Source organism: Cecembia calidifontis, assembly GCF_004216715.1.
Lineage (GTDB): Bacteria > Bacteroidota > Bacteroidia > Cytophagales > Cyclobacteriaceae > Cecembia_A > Cecembia_A calidifontis.
On the sequence record NZ_SGXG01000001.1, the window covers coordinates 2,703,740 to 2,717,966 of the forward strand.

General features: G+C 40.8%; 15 protein-coding genes. 4 read left to right on the plus strand and 11 right to left on the minus strand.

The window, feature by feature from the left end; translation table 11 throughout:
- Position 1 precedes the first annotated feature (1 nt).
- A complete protein-coding gene (gene dtd / locus BC751_RS11690; RefSeq protein WP_130275691.1) occupies positions 2-454 on the plus strand; it encodes a D-aminoacyl-tRNA deacylase in 453 nt (150 codons plus the stop codon).
- A gap of 240 nt (positions 455-694) precedes the next feature.
- Here the strand turns inward: dtd and BC751_RS11695 are convergent, their stop codons facing one another.
- Positions 695-1,453: a DDE-type integrase/transposase/recombinase gene (locus BC751_RS11695; RefSeq protein ID WP_242617452.1), complete on the minus strand. Its 759-nt coding sequence runs from the start codon at positions 1,451-1,453 to the stop codon at positions 695-697.
- 144 nt (positions 1,454-1,597) lie between these two features.
- Here BC751_RS11695 and BC751_RS11700 point away from each other — a divergent pair, with 144 nt between their 5' ends.
- Entirely contained in the window at positions 1,598-2,905 is a 1,308-nt protein-coding gene (locus tag BC751_RS11700; protein ID WP_130273823.1) for an IS1380 family transposase, read from the plus strand.
- Between the two features lie 211 nt (positions 2,906-3,116).
- Here the strand turns inward: BC751_RS11700 and BC751_RS11705 are convergent, their stop codons facing one another.
- Together BC751_RS11705 and BC751_RS11710 are read right to left on the minus strand one after the other, a co-directional pair.
- Positions 3,117-3,314, minus strand: coding sequence for a hypothetical protein (locus BC751_RS11705; protein ID WP_242617453.1), 198 nt, complete (start codon positions 3,312-3,314; stop codon positions 3,117-3,119).
- On the minus strand, positions 3,311-3,706 hold the full coding sequence (locus tag BC751_RS11710) for a transposase (RefSeq protein ID WP_130273830.1): 396 nt from the start codon (positions 3,704-3,706) through the stop codon (positions 3,311-3,313). The genes BC751_RS11705 and BC751_RS11710 overlap by 4 nt, the downstream gene beginning before the upstream one ends.
- Positions 3,707-3,814: 108 nt before the next feature.
- On the opposite strand from BC751_RS11710, the gene BC751_RS11715 reads away from it, so the two are divergent.
- Positions 3,815-5,299, plus strand: coding sequence for an ATP-binding cassette domain-containing protein (locus BC751_RS11715; protein ID WP_130275692.1), 1,485 nt, complete (start codon positions 3,815-3,817; stop codon positions 5,297-5,299).
- Between the two features lie 2 nt (positions 5,300-5,301).
- On the opposite strand, the gene BC751_RS11720 is transcribed toward BC751_RS11715, so the two are convergent.
- Positions 5,302-5,964, minus strand: coding sequence for a metallophosphoesterase family protein (locus BC751_RS11720; protein ID WP_130275693.1), 663 nt, complete (start codon positions 5,962-5,964; stop codon positions 5,302-5,304).
- 187 nt (positions 5,965-6,151) lie between these two features.
- Between BC751_RS11720 and BC751_RS11725 the strand changes: the two genes are divergently transcribed.
- On the plus strand, positions 6,152-6,733 hold the full coding sequence (locus tag BC751_RS11725) for a DUF4136 domain-containing protein (RefSeq protein ID WP_130275694.1): 582 nt from the start codon (positions 6,152-6,154) through the stop codon (positions 6,731-6,733).
- A 2-nt stretch (positions 6,734-6,735) separates the two neighbouring features.
- On the opposite strand, the gene BC751_RS11730 is transcribed toward BC751_RS11725, so the two are convergent.
- The 7 genes from BC751_RS11730 to hutG all read right to left on the minus strand — a co-directional run bounded on the left by BC751_RS11730 (position 6,736) and on the right by hutG (position 14,146).
- Complete coding sequence (locus tag BC751_RS11730; protein ID WP_130275695.1) at positions 6,736-8,295, minus strand: glycoside hydrolase family 3 protein; 1,560 nt, start codon at positions 8,293-8,295, stop codon at positions 6,736-6,738.
- 91 nt (positions 8,296-8,386) lie between these two features.
- The gene (locus BC751_RS11735) at positions 8,387-9,652 is read right to left on the minus strand and encodes an MFS transporter (protein WP_130275696.1); all 1,266 of its coding nucleotides are present in this window, start codon (positions 9,650-9,652) and stop codon (positions 8,387-8,389) included.
- Positions 9,649-10,128: a GNAT family N-acetyltransferase gene (locus BC751_RS11740; protein ID WP_130275697.1), complete on the minus strand. Its 480-nt coding sequence runs from the start codon at positions 10,126-10,128 to the stop codon at positions 9,649-9,651. The genes BC751_RS11735 and BC751_RS11740 overlap by 4 nt, the downstream gene beginning before the upstream one ends.
- A complete protein-coding gene (locus tag BC751_RS11745) occupies positions 10,125-11,801 on the minus strand; it encodes a glycoside hydrolase family 10-like protein (RefSeq protein WP_130275698.1) in 1,677 nt (558 codons plus the stop codon). Before BC751_RS11745 ends, BC751_RS11740 begins: the two co-directional genes overlap by 4 nt.
- A 6-nt stretch (positions 11,802-11,807) precedes the next feature.
- Complete coding sequence (locus tag BC751_RS11750; protein WP_130275699.1) at positions 11,808-12,473, minus strand: N-acetylmuramoyl-L-alanine amidase; 666 nt, start codon at positions 12,471-12,473, stop codon at positions 11,808-11,810.
- A 151-nt stretch (positions 12,474-12,624) separates the two neighbouring features.
- A complete protein-coding gene (locus BC751_RS11755) occupies positions 12,625-13,068 on the minus strand; it encodes an Hsp20/alpha crystallin family protein (RefSeq protein ID WP_130275700.1) in 444 nt (147 codons plus the stop codon).
- Between the two features lie 115 nt (positions 13,069-13,183).
- On the minus strand, positions 13,184-14,146 hold the full coding sequence (gene hutG, locus BC751_RS11760) for a formimidoylglutamase (RefSeq protein ID WP_130275701.1): 963 nt from the start codon (positions 14,144-14,146) through the stop codon (positions 13,184-13,186).
- Positions 14,147-14,227: the final 81 nt, after the last annotated feature.

Genomic DNA, 14,227 nt, shown 5'->3' on the forward strand with positions numbered 1-14,227 from the left:
AATGATCGCAGTGATTCAAAGGGTGTCCTCCTCTTCAGTGACCATCAATGGGTCAGTAAAAGGGCAAATCGGAAATGGACTAATGGTCTTGCTGGGTATTGAAGATGTTGACAATCAAGAGGATATTGATTGGCTCAGTAAAAAGATCGTGAACTTAAGGATTTTTCCGGATGAAAATGGGGTGATGAACAGAAGTGTCCTCGACGTGGTCGGGGATATCCTCTTGATTTCTCAGTTTACTTTACATGCCAGCACCAAGAAAGGGAACAGGCCATCCTATATCAAAGCCGCCAAACCTGATTTTGCCATACCCATGTATGAAAAATTTATCCATGCATTGGAAAATGAACTGGGGAGACCCATTCAGACCGGTGAATTTGGTGCAGATATGAAAGTCGCCTTGGTGAATGACGGGCCAGTGACTATTATTATTGATAGTAAGAATAGGGTGTAGTTTTTTGGGCGGGGAGGTGGTAAAAGAGATAGGCGAGATGGGAGAGGAAAGAAGCAAGATACAAGACACAAGAAAGTAATTAAAGGAAGGGATTTTGGTAAAAAGTAAGCTCAGGTATCAGGATCCGAAGTTGGACACCCTGGACATAAAGGGAGCCCAAGGTGTCAGAGCGAAGAAGCGAGAGACCATAAGCAAGAGACCAGAATCATGTTCTTCCCTGAATAGCGTTGACCGTTTGGTTCAACATTCATTAAATATTTCCATCGGGCAATCATGAGCCAGAGGTTCTTCTCTTGGGCAAACTTCGAAGGGGCTCGATGCCCCTAAGAAGTTTTTTCTTCCTTCGGTATAAACAATCACCGTCGGTCTTTCTTGGGCTTTTAAATTTAGTATATTTTTATAAAATCCCATGGGGGTGTATTTCATTTTAAATCCCCTGTGTAGTCTTATGCTGTTGTAGTTGGCTACAGCTTTCGCCACTTTTCTTTTCAGGTCGCTGAAATCTTTGATTATCCACCTTTTGAGGTATTCATTTTTTATGATTCCATTGATTCGTTCTGCGTAGGGGTTTTCCCATGCGATATTTCCCATACTGATATGGATATTGTTTTTGTTGAGCAAGGAGGTGTATTCTTTACTACTGTACTGGGAACCTTTATCTGAGTGGTGGATCAGGCCCCAAGGCTGGTATCTCAAAGTACTGAGGGCCATTTTCATAGCTTTGATATTACCTTCTGTGCGCAAGTTGTCGTTGACCGAATATCCCACGATGATCCTGGTATAAACATCAATAATGAAGACCAAATAATAGAATTCACCATTGAGGTAAAAGTAAGTGATATCGGTTTGGATGACCTGAAAAGGTCTGTTTATGGCCATACCTTCGATAAGGTTTGGATAAGAATAAAGGCCTGCGTAAGTGGTTTTCTGGTAGTTTTTTATTTTTTTGATACCATATCCCATTTCCATGAAAATTTCACAGAATTGATCCCTTCCCATGAATTCGGGTTTCAATGTATACCTTAAATCCGCAGGGCGGATTTAAAAAAAGCCGAAAAAGTGGCTGAATTTATTCAATTCAGGCTTTTCCGGCTCGTTTTTTTTCACTTATTTAGATGATACCACTCAAACTAGATAAGCGGTATGAAAATTACGAATTCGACAGAAAAAATCACACCTTTCGGAGGTTTTAATTTTGTTTTTAACTCTTTCAAAAATTCTGGTCTCCCAGAACTCATTGATAATCAATTGGGGGTTAGAGCCTTAAGGGGAGGGTTTTCATACAGTGACATTTTCGCCAATCATATGGCTATTTTCTTTAATGGTGGCGACTGTACTGAAGATATCAATGTTCACTTGAGAGACGCACTTGAACAGGTCCCTTCATTTTCAGTATGCAGTGCCGATACAATTCTGAGAGGTATCAAAGAGCTTGCTGTTGATACAGAACTCTTTATAAATCCGTCCAGTGGAGTAAGCCATGAATTTAATATCAATGGAAAACTCAACAGCTTGTTGTTAAAATCAGCTTGTAAGACCGGATTACTCAAGTCAGGTGTTGCTTACGACCTCGATTATGACAACACCGTCATTCCAACTGAAAAGTACGATTCAAAAAAGACATATAAACACGTCTATGGATATCAGCCAGGTGTAGCTTCCATAGCACATCCTGAATTTTCACAGGCCATTCCTGTGTACGTAGAGGGCAGAAATGGCAACAGTCAGGCCAAATATTTGCAGGCTGATACACTTACACGCATGTTTGGGCAGCTTACCAATGAAAATATCCGTATCGGAAGGTTCAGAGCCGATTCAGCATCCTATCAGGAAGAAGTTCTCCGCACACTGGAAGCACATACCGAAAGCTTTTATATACGGGCAAACAGATGTGCCAAACTGGATAATATCCTTGGAAGTATAGCCCCTGAGAAGTGGCAGAAAATACGTTTGGGTGTACAGGAAATGGAAGTTACTGACCTATCCGACTACAAACCTTTCGGTAAAGACAGGTCTTACAGGCTGGTCATTACCAGAATCAGGCGTAAAGACGGGCAGGCAGATGTGTTTAGTGGAGATGCATTTACTTACAGGGCTATTCTGACCAATGAACATACATCGTCCAATGAAGCTGTTGTAAGGTTTTATAACGCCCGGGGTGCAAGCGAACGCTTGTTTGATGTACTCAACAATGACTTTGGCTGGTCTAAGTTGCCCTGTTCGTTCCTTGCAGAGAATACCTCCTTTATGCTTATGACGGCTATGTATGCCAATTTTTACACCTATATCATTGGAGAGTATTCCAGAAAAGTTGATTGGCTTAAGCCTACCGACAGGCTCAAGAAGTTTATCTTCAGATTTATCACTGTTTCAGCCAAGTGGATAAGAACGGGAAGAAGAGAAGTGCTCAAACTGTTCACGAGTAAGGATTACAAGCCGATTTTGAACTAAATTCAGATAAAAACCCCTCAGGAGCTCAAAAAATAAAGATTTACAGGGAAGAGGTATGCCTTTTCCATTAAAATTGAGGAAAAAAACCGTCCATTTTATCCTCAAACCTAAAATCCATTGTCTCAAAACTATGAACACTCTTCAATCAAAGGGAAGAAATTCCCGAACTAGACCAAAAATGAACACAAACAAGCAGATTCAAATCTCCAAACTAAAATCCTGCGGATTTTAGGGTATAATACATTTTTTCGACCCCACATCCTGGATGGTCTTCCCTGAGCTCATCGGCCAGGATTACCAGTTGGGCAATTTCAAGATCGAATGCTTGCTGCCTTTTTTTGGCTTGTTGAACGGCCTGCTTGGTTACTCCAACAGTCCGATAAAGTTCATTGAGCGAATGGTTTATCATACTTTTGTTGGATTGGAACCACCAGAGTGTGGGGTTTTGGAGTTTTTTTTAATATCGATTGAGTAAGTTTCTTTGGCCAAATCAATCATTTTTTCCAAATAATCAATCATGATCTGTTTTTGGCCAACGGTACGCTCGAGATCTTTGACCTTTTCTTCGAGTTCTTTGAGCCTATTGGTTTGACTGTCTTTCATCTCAATTATCCTGATATTTTTTTCATTATAGGTCGAATACTTATAAATCCAATGATAAATAACTGAGTTCACAATTCCATAATGTCGCTCCATTTGCTGAACTGTCATGATTCCTTTCTCAAAATCATCAACCAACTTACGTTTAAATTCCTCTGAAAATCTACGCTGAGAATTAATCCTTTTTCCTGTTTTTAACATCTTTTTTCTCGGTTAAAAACGGTCAACCTATTTCAGGGAAGGACATCAAGAGGAAAAAAGTGGAGGACTTGACAGGCAAAACTCTTGGAATAACCTAATTGTAAGCAAATGGAAACACTTATCAGGATTTCAGAAGCAACTGTCCGTTTTATGGACCAATTGGTCTTTGAAAATCTTGATTTTGAATGGAAAGCAGGACAGCACTGGGCTGTTGTTGGAAACTCCGGTGCTGAATTGACATTTTTTTTAGATACTTTGCTTGGCAGGACGATGTTAACCCAGGGAAATATTTACCGCCCTTTTGCACAATCTTACCAGGAAGAAAAAACCAAAGCAGGGGAGGTGCATTCTTTTAGGGACCTGATGGCTGAGGTTTCACAAAAGTACTCCTTCAGAAATAAATCCAACCTCCAGAACTTCTACTACCAGCAACGATTCAATTCTTTGGATTCAGAGGAGGCCGCCACTGTATTTGAATTTCTTGCTGACATTGAGCAAAAACATTCCGGCGCATGGAACCTGCATTCAGTGATGCAGTTTTTACGTTTACAGGAGTTGGGGGATGAATCTTTAATCAAGCTTTCCAATGGGGAGACAAGGAGGTTGGCGATTGCCGCAGCCCTATTGAAAAATCCCAAAATCCTTTTGATGGACCAGCCCTTGACAGGTCTTGATGTACAAAACAGGGATAATTTTGATGATATCCTAAAAGGAATTAAAGCTTCAGGAATACATGTCATACTTTCAACCCATAGTTATGAAGTCCCTCAAAGCATAACCCATGTTGCTATGCTTGGGGAGAAGACAATCAAAAATATCATTAAGAGAGAGGCATTACAGGCAGGAGATTTCGAAGGCGTGACTTTAGACACTTTTGATCAGCAGCATTTGCAAAGACTGCTTTTGTCCTTAGAAAAGAAAACTTCTTGGGAAGAAATTGTCGATCTGAAACAGGTATATATCCAATATGGAGACAAAACCATTTTGGATAAACTGAATTGGACCATCCGATCGGGTGAAAAATGGCTATTAAAAGGGCCCAACGGTTCAGGAAAATCCACCTTGCTGAGTCTGATTTTGGGTGAAAATCCTCAGGCCTATGCCAACAATATCTGGCTCTTTGGGAAAAAACGGGGTACTGGGGAAAGTATTTGGGATATCAAAAAGGAAATTGGATTTGTCGCTCCTGAATTGAGCAGGTTTTTCCCTGGTAACCAGACCTGTATCAAAGTAGTGCTTTCAGGTCTTTTTGATACCATGGGGCTTTTTAAAAAAGTTAGCCCTGAACAAGAAAAGTTAGCCAAGGATTGGTTGGAATTATTTCGACTTTCAGCTATTGCCCACAAATTATTGAGACAGGTGAGTTTAGAAGAGCAAAGGTTTGTACTTCTGGCAAGGGCCCTCATCAAGGTTCCTTCTTTATTGGTTTTGGATGAGGCCTCACAGGGTATGGATGAGTTTCAGTGTTTGTTGTTTAAGAAAACAATTGATCAGGTTTGTCAAATATATCCGCTTACTATGATCTATGTGAGCCATTACCAAGAAGATATTCCTGTGTGCGTGGATAAAGTATTTGAATTAGAGCCCCATTAGTTTCACCTTTTTTGTATGTCCCGGCTATCGGTGGGGATAGAAATGGTTTCTTTGAACTTTCCATTATTTTTTAACTTTAGTCCAGTTAGGCAGATTCCTCCGTATGCACCTGTGTCAATCCTCCAGGCCTTGGCCTGGGCATCATATTCCGGTTTGCCATCAAGCCTTGGCGTATGCCCTATTACCTGGAGCTTTTGGATATTTTTCAATGGCTTTCTGTTCCAAAGAAGGCCATTTGGGTCTAAAGAGGAAAAGGGATAAAGGGTATAAGTTGAGATTCCAGCGTGGGAAATAAAGACATACCGGTTTTCCCAAAACAAAGGAAGATCCTTCAACCAGCTGAGGTATTTGTCAGGGTCTACACCAGCAAGTTCAAATTTATTGAGTGTATCGGCTCCTCCATTGAATTCCCATTGCCCTTTATTATCTTTTCCCAAGAGATAATCCACCATCATTTGTTCGTGGTTGCCTTTCAAAAAAACAGTTTGTTTTTTAAAAGTCAGTTGAATTTCATAAGAAAGACGCACAGTGAGGTGGGGGAAATTACCTCTATCTACCAGGTCTCCCACTTGAATAAGCTTTTCGGTTTTAGGGTTCCAATGTTCCAATAATTTCAGATAAGTGTAGAAGCACCCGTGGACATCACCTATGACAAATAGATCCATTTTTTGCTCGATATTTTTTCTTGGTTTTTCTCATAAAACCTTTCTTAACGGTCAAACAGTCTTGATTCTCAAATAGAAAATTCGTATAATAGTCTGACTATCAAGAAACTTGATAAACATTTTTTTTTGCTCTTGTTAGTTATACGCAAACAGTAAAATTATGTAATAAATCCAAACGTTGTCAGCTATGAAACCAACCCTTTACTTCTTTGCCTTGGTCCTAATCCTTATGTCCTGTATGAGCCAAAAGGACTTTATAGCGGAATATGATTTCAATTATTCAGGAAATTTTAAAAGGTATAAAACTTTCGGTTTTGTAGGGAATCCATTTCCGAATGATTCTTTGCAATATTTCCAAGCCATAGAAAGGACGATAGCTAACAGGCTTGGATCGCAGGGTTTCAAGATGCAGGCAGATAGGCCTGATCTCCTGATTAATTATAAGATTTTTAATGAACAGGTAAAATACAGGGGATATGAGCAGCCTAATTTTGATTTTTGGTTACAAAGAAGAAATGAAAATGTAGATATGGAGAAAGTAATGGAGACAGAGGAGCAACGAGAAAAAGACGAAAACTATAACAGAGTGAAGTATCTTGACAATAATGGTTTGCTGGTTATTTATGTCATAGATAACAGAAGGGGAAATACCATTTGGCAGGGATATTCTCCAGCCTCATTTGATTTTTTGTCGCCTGATTTTGAGACAGATTTGACCAAAGCCACCTATAGGGTAATGGATCAATTCAGGATATTGACAAGGAATTAAAATTAAGGTTGAAAATTCGTACCCTGATCCAATTCATCAAGGAAATGTAAGGCGGCTATTCTTTGTGCCGGCTCAAAGTTTTGATAAGCACCGACAACTTTGCATGCATCCCCTTTGTTGGGGATTTTGTCCAAGGCCAAGGGATTGCCAAAGACATAGATTTGGCAATTTTTGGATTTGGTTATCTGTGCCATTTTATGGACTACATCCATATCCATACCAAAATTATTAACAGGTTTGGCTGATGGAACAAACAGTGCGATCAATAAATTTTCAAATTGTTCGAGATCCTTCCAGACCAAATCTTTGGAAGAATTGATTTCAAATGAAGGCGTAGATTGGTAGTTGTCAATCTCATTGAAAAATGGGTTGAACAAAGGAGAAAATAAAGAAACTTTGGCAAAAGACCTGCAGTCTATGATATCATCTTTCTTGTTGTCTTCAAGTACCTTGATATAATGTTTTGCCAATTTTTCATTGAATGAATTATGGCTTTCCCAATCAAAAATAATAGGAGTCTGTGGTACGATATTTTTTATATCCAGGCTTTGTTTCAAATCCATTATTCTTTGGAAGCTTTTGTCGACCTGGGTTTCTTCGGCATTGGAAGCAATGCGCTTAATTCCTTCTGTGACATTTTCTGAAAAGCAAAGGATGTCATTTCCTGCATTGAATGCTTCCCATTCCAATTGTCCAGGTTCTGGGAACATACTGCTGACACTTTTCATGTTCAGCGCATCGGTGAACACAATTCCATTGAATCCAAGCTCCTCTCTGAGAAAATCAGTAATAACTTCTTTTGAAAGGGAAGCAGGTATTTTTTTGCCTGCAGATAAGGCAGGAACCGCCAAATGGCCAACCATGATCATATCTACACCCGCTTTAATCCCTTCCATAAAAGGATATAATTCTTCGTCGAGCAGTTCTCTTTTGCTTTTATAAATAATGGGAAGCCCTAAATGGGAATCTACATCGGTGTCCCCATGTCCGGGAAAATGTTTATAGCAGGCTTTTATCCCCGCTTTCTCTATCCCTTCATACATGGCCAAAGCGTATTTGCTTACTATTTCTTTGTCATTTCCGAAAGACCTGTAACCGATTACCGGATTGTTGGAGTTAGTATTGATGTCTGCCACAGGGGCAAAGTTGAGGTGTATTCCACATTGTTTGAGGTCTTTGCCGATTCTGTAGCCCACTTCCCGGATCAGTTTGATCTGGCTCTCAGGGATAGCCCCAAGACTGATGGCATAAGGATATTGCGGGGTGTCTTCAACCCTCATTGCCAGGCCAAATTCCGCATCAATACTGATTAAAAGCGGTGTTTTTGCCAGTTTTTGAAAGCGTTGAATCCTTTCGGTCAGCTTTTCGAGAGTGAAATCGTAGTTTAGAATTTCCTGTCTTTGTTCAAAATTCGCAGCAGCAGAGTGACGGCTGTGAAAAAAAGTAATGCCTCCGATATTTTGCTCGGTGATCAATCGCTCAAGTGCAAGGATATTTTCTTCAGTATCATGGATAAAAGCTGCCGGAGAAAACAATTGTCCAATCTTTTCTTTCAAGGTCATAAAAATAAAGGTCTATGTGTTCAAGTAAGGGTTTTCAAAAATAAGCAAAAACTTTGAAAACCTGATGGTTGCCAATAAAATCCTTGAATTTCTATCCTTTCTTTTTGCCATAGTCATAAGGGAATTTTACTAATTTGACCAATAAAATTCCCGGTATAGCAGCCGCGACCACCCAAAGAAAAAATCCTTCATATCCCAACCATTGCTGAACATATCCCGAAATCATCCCGGGGAGCATCATGCCCAAGGCCATAAAACCGGTAGCTATGGCATAATGAGAGGTTTTGGAAGGTCCATCGGCTACATAGATCAGGTACATCATAAAAGCCGCAAAGCCAAAGCCATATCCTAATTGTTCTACAACGACTACAAATCCCGCATAAAAAACAGACTCGGGCTGGAAATAGGCAAGAAGGTAGTAGAAAAAATTTGGGATATTCAGGGAAAGGATCATGGGAAGCATCCATTTGCCAAGTCCATCTTTTGAAATCACAATTCCTCCCATAATTCCGCCCAGTGATAAGGCTATAATCCCAAAGGTGCCATAGATGAGACCCACATCACTTGTACTCAGGCCAAGCCCACCCACTTCCCTGCCGTCTAAAAGAAACGGGGAAGCCATTTTTACCAGTTGGGATTCCCCTAGCCGGTACATTAGGATAAATGCCAAAGCAACCCATATTCCCTTTTTTTGGAAGAAAGAGGAGAAGACTTTGGCAAAAGTCAGGGACTCCTGTTTGATATAAGTACTTTCTTTTTCAATGTTAGGTGTAGCCCAAAGATTGATCAAGGTAAGTACAAACATTAAGCCTGCCACAAGGATCATGGTAAGGGACCAAGCTTTGCTGTTGTCGCCATAATAAGTTTCCAGATAACCGGCGAGAATAACAAAAAGCCCTTGGCCCGTTACCATGGCCACCCGGTAAAATGTGCTTCTTAATCCTATGAAAAAGGATTGCTGATCTTCTTTTAAGGCCAATAAATAAAACCCATCTGAGGCGATGTCATTCGTAGCGGAAGCAAATGAGGCTATCCAGAAGCAAGCTAAACTCAAAACAAAAAACTGGTTGGTTGGAATGGAGAGTCCCACTCCCAAAAAGGCCAAAGCCAGCAAAAGCTGCATCTTAAGGAACCATTTCCTTTTTGTACTATAAATGTCCACCAAAGGGCTCCAAAGAGGCTTAATGACCCAGGGGAGGTATAGAAAACTGGTGTAAAGGCCAATGTCAGCATTGTCAATCCCCATCTTTTTGTACATGATAACAGAAACGGTAATGATCAGCACATAGGGAATGCCCTCTGTAAGATAAAGCGGAGGAACCCAATACCAGGGGTTGTTTTTGACATTTGGGTTCATTGCTCTTTTCTGATAAGGTTTTGATAAATACTATTTTCGGATTTTTCTATCAGAACTGCATCCACAGTATGTTTATAAAATTCAGCAGGCCCTACACCTCCGATTATGGCATAGGCATAACCCATTTCTTTTAAGGCCTGAAGGGATTTTATCAAAAGGATTTTTCCGATTCCTTTTCCTCTTAAATTTTCTGCTGTTCCGGTAGGTCCAAAGAAGTTTTTGGCAGTAGCTTCATAACAGGCAAACCCAAGGATTTCGTTGCCCTTTTGGCCAATAAAACAATGTACAGGCAAGTGAGAGAATGCAGCATCCACCTCATTGGCCCAATAGGTCCCAAAATTCACATGGACCCAATCTTTCACAAAGGATTTTTCTGGAGGTATGGGTCTCCTAAAAATGACACCTTCATTCAAGAGTTTAGATTCCAATTCGGAAACATCTGGAAGGTCCATGAGCCGGACCAGCATGTCTTTCATTCTGTTCTGGTCAAAAGTTTACCTTCTATCTTAAATACCATTGGTTTTGTTTCCACACCATAGCGGTCAATAAAACTTAGCGCTATATAAGGCTTTCCTTCATAACTCAGGATGGGCACAACAAACCGGTCATTGTCATCCATGTAGATTTTCTGAAAATTGGTTTCAGTATTTCTTTTCTGTAAATCTGAAAGCGTAGGAGCGGTATAGATCAGGGCAAAGCGGTAATCAGGACTGATCACCTTGTCAAATTGAAAGGCATAACCCCCTCCATGCAAAATCAAGGTGGGGTTGGGAAGTGCAGGGGGAGGAAGAACTGTTTTATGGGGTACAGGAGGTAACACCGGAAACTCATAATGGTATTGTTTGAGCAAATCCGCCACATCCCTGTTTTTCTGATAAAGTGACCGCGCACTGAAAAAGGAATTGCCGTACATGTTAGGCGTAATGTTGGAAAGGCTCAATTGATCGATCAGTTGCATGGGATCATTCCAGGCATTGTCCTCGTTGTCCCTGATTTTATAAGGTCCATTACCTATATAAATTGGGGTATTGTTATGGTTGGAAGACCACCAATTTACCAATTCCCTGTAGGAGGCAGGTTCGTAATCCATACTCCAATAAAGCTGCGGTATCAGGTAGTCTATCCAGCCGTTTTGGGTCCAGGTCAACACATCTGCGTATAGGTCATCATAATTGGTTTGGGAAGCCCGGGTGTTGGAGCCCCTTGGGTCTTGGTCAATGTTGCGCCAAACCCCAAAAGGAGAAATTCCGAATTGAACCCATGGTTTTTCCCTTTTTACCAATTGGTTGATTTCGTAAATTAGAGTGTTTACATTTTCCCTCCTCCAATCTTCCAAGGTTTGACCATTCTTAGCAAATCGTCTGTAAGTATCCTGATCATTGAAGACCTGTCCATTGATTTTATAAGGGTAGAAATAATCATCAAAATGGATGGCATCAATGTTGTAATTTTTGATGACTTCTTCTATGATTTTAAGTAGATGAGCCCTCACTTCCGGCAAACCCGGATTGTAATAATACCTGTTGCCATATTGAATCATCCAATTACGGTAGAGTAGGGCGTCATGTTCCGGGCTTAGGCTCTGCAGGTCCAAATCCATGGTAGCTCTGTATGGGTTGAGCCAGGCATGAAATTCAAATCCCCGGCGTTTGGATTCCAGGATCATCCAGGAAAGGGGGTCTTCCATGGTATCAGGTCTCTTCCCTTGGGTTCCGGTAAGGTATTTGGACCAAGGGGCAAACCTTGAGGGATAGAATGCATCCCCTGCTGTTCTTATTTGAACTATTACGGTATTGAAATTGAGGGATTTGTAGTAGTCCAGCAGCTTTATGAAATCTTCTTTTTGTTTGGAATAAGGATCATTGGGAGAACTAGGCCAATCGATATTGGCCACTGTAGCAATCCATACCCCCCTGAATTCCCTGAGACTTTGGGGCATGTCCATTTCAATGGTGCGATAGTACAGTGTCTTTGGGAGATTGGAATAAATCTTACTGGGATATCCGTCCTCCAATCCGTCGGTGTATGTCCCTGTTGGAGTTGAAGTTGAAGCAGGAACACTCGATTTACAGGACTGGAAAAAAGGAACCAATAATAATCCCATCATGCAAACCAACAAAAAGCCTCTTCTTGAAAAATTCTTAATCATGCTCGGTCAAGGTTTATATTTGAAGTTGAGGTCAGTCAATTTTTTTCTTAATTGTCTCATGAACCGGTCTCCTGGATCTTCCTTCTGCGTAAGATAGTTAGGATCAGTTTCTTTCCAAAGTGTTGAGCCCTGAAATGCATAATACTCATGATGGCCGATGACGTAGGTGATGTTGTGTTTTCTATGGAGGTACCTGATAAGTTCTGCATTGGCTTTCAACTGGGCCTTGGTCAAAGGGGCGTCCGGACCACCAATATTTTCAATTCCAATAGCCATATAATTCAAACCAATGGTATGCCTGGCAAAGGTGGTGTCGGGAAGTAGCCTGAAGATGGTCCCATCTCTATCCACCAGAAAATGGGCGGAGACATTCAGATTGCTTGCAGCTGTTAATTCTGGTCTTCCTCCCAGATGTACAGGGTTAAAAACATCAAACGTAGCTTCCAGGGTGGGTACAGCCGTCCAATGGACCACCACCATGTCGGGGTCAATTATTGCATATTCTTTATCGATACCGTGTCTGCTTTTAAGGTACTCTAAGGACAGTTTTTCCCTTTCCTCGTTAAAAATGATGGGTTTTTCAAAAATCCTGAAAGTCTGAGCCGAACTTGTATGGAATACAAAGGCTAAAGACAAAAATATCAATGAGGCAAAATGTTTGATTTTATTCATTTAGTGTTTATTGAAGCTGCTTTGGTGATCGAAATTAAAGCAAAATACTCAAAGGTTATGTTCTTTTAACAAAAGTTTGGGAAGATTTTGTGTTCCAAAAAAAAAGCCCTGACCATAAATGGCCAGGGCTTTACCTATGCAAAAAATGAATTTAATTTACTGTGATGGCTTTTTTGGACTTGTTTTCCACTTTTTCATTCTTTGGAATGATCACATTTAAAATACCATTGTCATATTTTGCATCGATTTTGTCATCGAGCACATTGTCAGGCAGGCTAAAAGAACGTCTAATGCTGCTGTAGGAAAATTCTTTTTTGCGGTAATTTTCCTTTTTCTCTTCAGTTTTATGTTCTTTTTCTGCACTGATGTTCAAAATGCCATCACTGACTTCGACTTTGAAATCTTTCTTGTCGAAACCGGGAGCGGAAAGCTCCAGCTTAAATTCCTTGTCATTTTCAATGACATTGGCTGAGGGGACTTCAATGGCCTTTTCAGGTGACCAGAATTTTTCATCCCAGGCAAAGGGATCAGCTCCAAAAAAATCCTGAATCATTTTGGGCCAAAAACCTCCGTTTTTTTTAGCAAGTGTGCTCATGGTTTTTTGGTTTTTAAAGTGACTGACTGAATTATTTAACAGTATAAATTTACAAAAAAGCCTGTCAGAAATGTATGACAAACGTCATGTTTTTAGTTGATTTTGAGCAAAAATATCAATGGGAAAAAATATTTCTCAGGGTGTATTCTGCACACCGGGAGGCCAACCTTGCGGTAGCATTGTCTATATCAACGTGAGGGTTGAGTTCCACAATATCCAAAGTCATCAACTTACCTGTTCCGGCAATCCATTGGATAACTTTTGCGGCCAGTTCAGGAGAGAAGCCCCATGGTGAAGGGGCACTGACCCCAGGTGCATAGGCAGAAGAAAAACCGTCCAAATCGATGCTCAGGTATATCTTATTGACTTGCTGGCAGAAGTTGTCGATAACCTGCACAATCTGATGCCAATTGGACATATTGAAGTCCTCGATTTCCACCCATGCTGTCTTGCAGGAAATGGCCTGATCAAAAAGTTCTTGGGGAGTGGCCGCACGCTGCAATCCAAGGCAGAGGTAATGAAAATCTTTTGGATAGCTTTCAGCTAATTGAAAAAAAGGGGATCCGGAGTGACCTTTCCCGTCCACTTTTGATCTGAGGTCAAAATGGGCATCTAGATTGATGATTCCAAGTTTTTCGCCTTTGTCCAGGCAGTGTTCTATTGCTGCCTTTCCATGGGGAAAGGCCAGGTCATGACCTCCTCCCAGAATTAAGGGGAATACTTTTTCGGAAAGCAGATTTTTGATTGTGGCATAGAGTTGTCTATGGGTTTCTTCCATTTGATCCCCCACGGTTATGAAATTTCCCAAATCATATACCCGGAGGGATTCAGGTAAGTGATATGCCATAGGTCCCATCATTTTCCGGATCTGATCTGGTCCCAGAGCTGTCCCTGGTCTCCCTTGATTCCGTCTTACCCCTTCATCTCCTGCATAGCCTACTATGGCTATTTTTTTTTCTGGTATTCCTGATGGGATTTCAGGGTAATCAAGGCAGGTAACAGCCTGATGCCAATATGCTGTAGTCCCAGCATCTCTGCCTGACCATAGGGAAGGAGGTGTAGGTTGGTAGATAGACATAGTCAATTCCAAAGGTATGCAAATGTAAAAAAGTAAGCATTGAAGGTTAAGTTTTTCCCCAAGGAATTTAAGTGTTGGATC

What these genes read in the sequence shown, in the direction of transcription:
- BC751_RS11710 (WP_130273830.1), bottom strand. Translation starts at nt 3,706, where the DNA reads ATGTTAAAAACAGGAAAAAGGATTAATTCTCAGCGTAGATTTTCAGAG.
- BC751_RS11730 (WP_130275695.1), bottom strand. Translation starts at nt 8,295, where the DNA reads ATGACCTTGAAAGAAAAGATTGGACAATTGTTTTCTCCGGCAGCTTTT.
- BC751_RS11735 (WP_130275696.1), bottom strand. Translation starts at nt 9,652, where the DNA reads ATGAACCCAAATGTCAAAAACAACCCCTGGTATTGGGTTCCTCCGCTT.
- BC751_RS11695 (WP_242617452.1), bottom strand. Translation starts at nt 1,453, where the DNA reads ATGGGAAGGGATCAATTCTGTGAAATTTTCATGGAAATGGGATATGGT.
- hutG (WP_130275701.1), bottom strand. Translation starts at nt 14,146, where the DNA reads ATGTCTATCTACCAACCTACACCTCCTTCCCTATGGTCAGGCAGAGAT.
- BC751_RS11745 (WP_130275698.1), bottom strand. Translation starts at nt 11,801, where the DNA reads ATGATTAAGAATTTTTCAAGAAGAGGCTTTTTGTTGGTTTGCATGATG.
- BC751_RS11750 (WP_130275699.1), bottom strand. Translation starts at nt 12,473, where the DNA reads ATGAATAAAATCAAACATTTTGCCTCATTGATATTTTTGTCTTTAGCC.
- BC751_RS11715 (WP_130275692.1), top strand. Translation starts at nt 3,815, where the DNA reads ATGGAAACACTTATCAGGATTTCAGAAGCAACTGTCCGTTTTATGGAC.
- BC751_RS11755 (WP_130275700.1), bottom strand. Translation starts at nt 13,068, where the DNA reads ATGAGCACACTTGCTAAAAAAAACGGAGGTTTTTGGCCCAAAATGATT.
- dtd (WP_130275691.1), top strand. Translation starts at nt 2, where the DNA reads ATGATCGCAGTGATTCAAAGGGTGTCCTCCTCTTCAGTGACCATCAAT.
- BC751_RS11720 (WP_130275693.1), bottom strand. Translation starts at nt 5,964, where the DNA reads ATGGATCTATTTGTCATAGGTGATGTCCACGGGTGCTTCTACACTTAT.
- BC751_RS11705 (WP_242617453.1), bottom strand. Translation starts at nt 3,314, where the DNA reads ATGATAAACCATTCGCTCAATGAACTTTATCGGACTGTTGGAGTAACC.
- BC751_RS11700 (WP_130273823.1), top strand. Translation starts at nt 1,598, where the DNA reads ATGAAAATTACGAATTCGACAGAAAAAATCACACCTTTCGGAGGTTTT.
- BC751_RS11740 (WP_130275697.1), bottom strand. Translation starts at nt 10,128, where the DNA reads ATGAAAGACATGCTGGTCCGGCTCATGGACCTTCCAGATGTTTCCGAA.
- BC751_RS11725 (WP_130275694.1), top strand. Translation starts at nt 6,152, where the DNA reads ATGAAACCAACCCTTTACTTCTTTGCCTTGGTCCTAATCCTTATGTCC.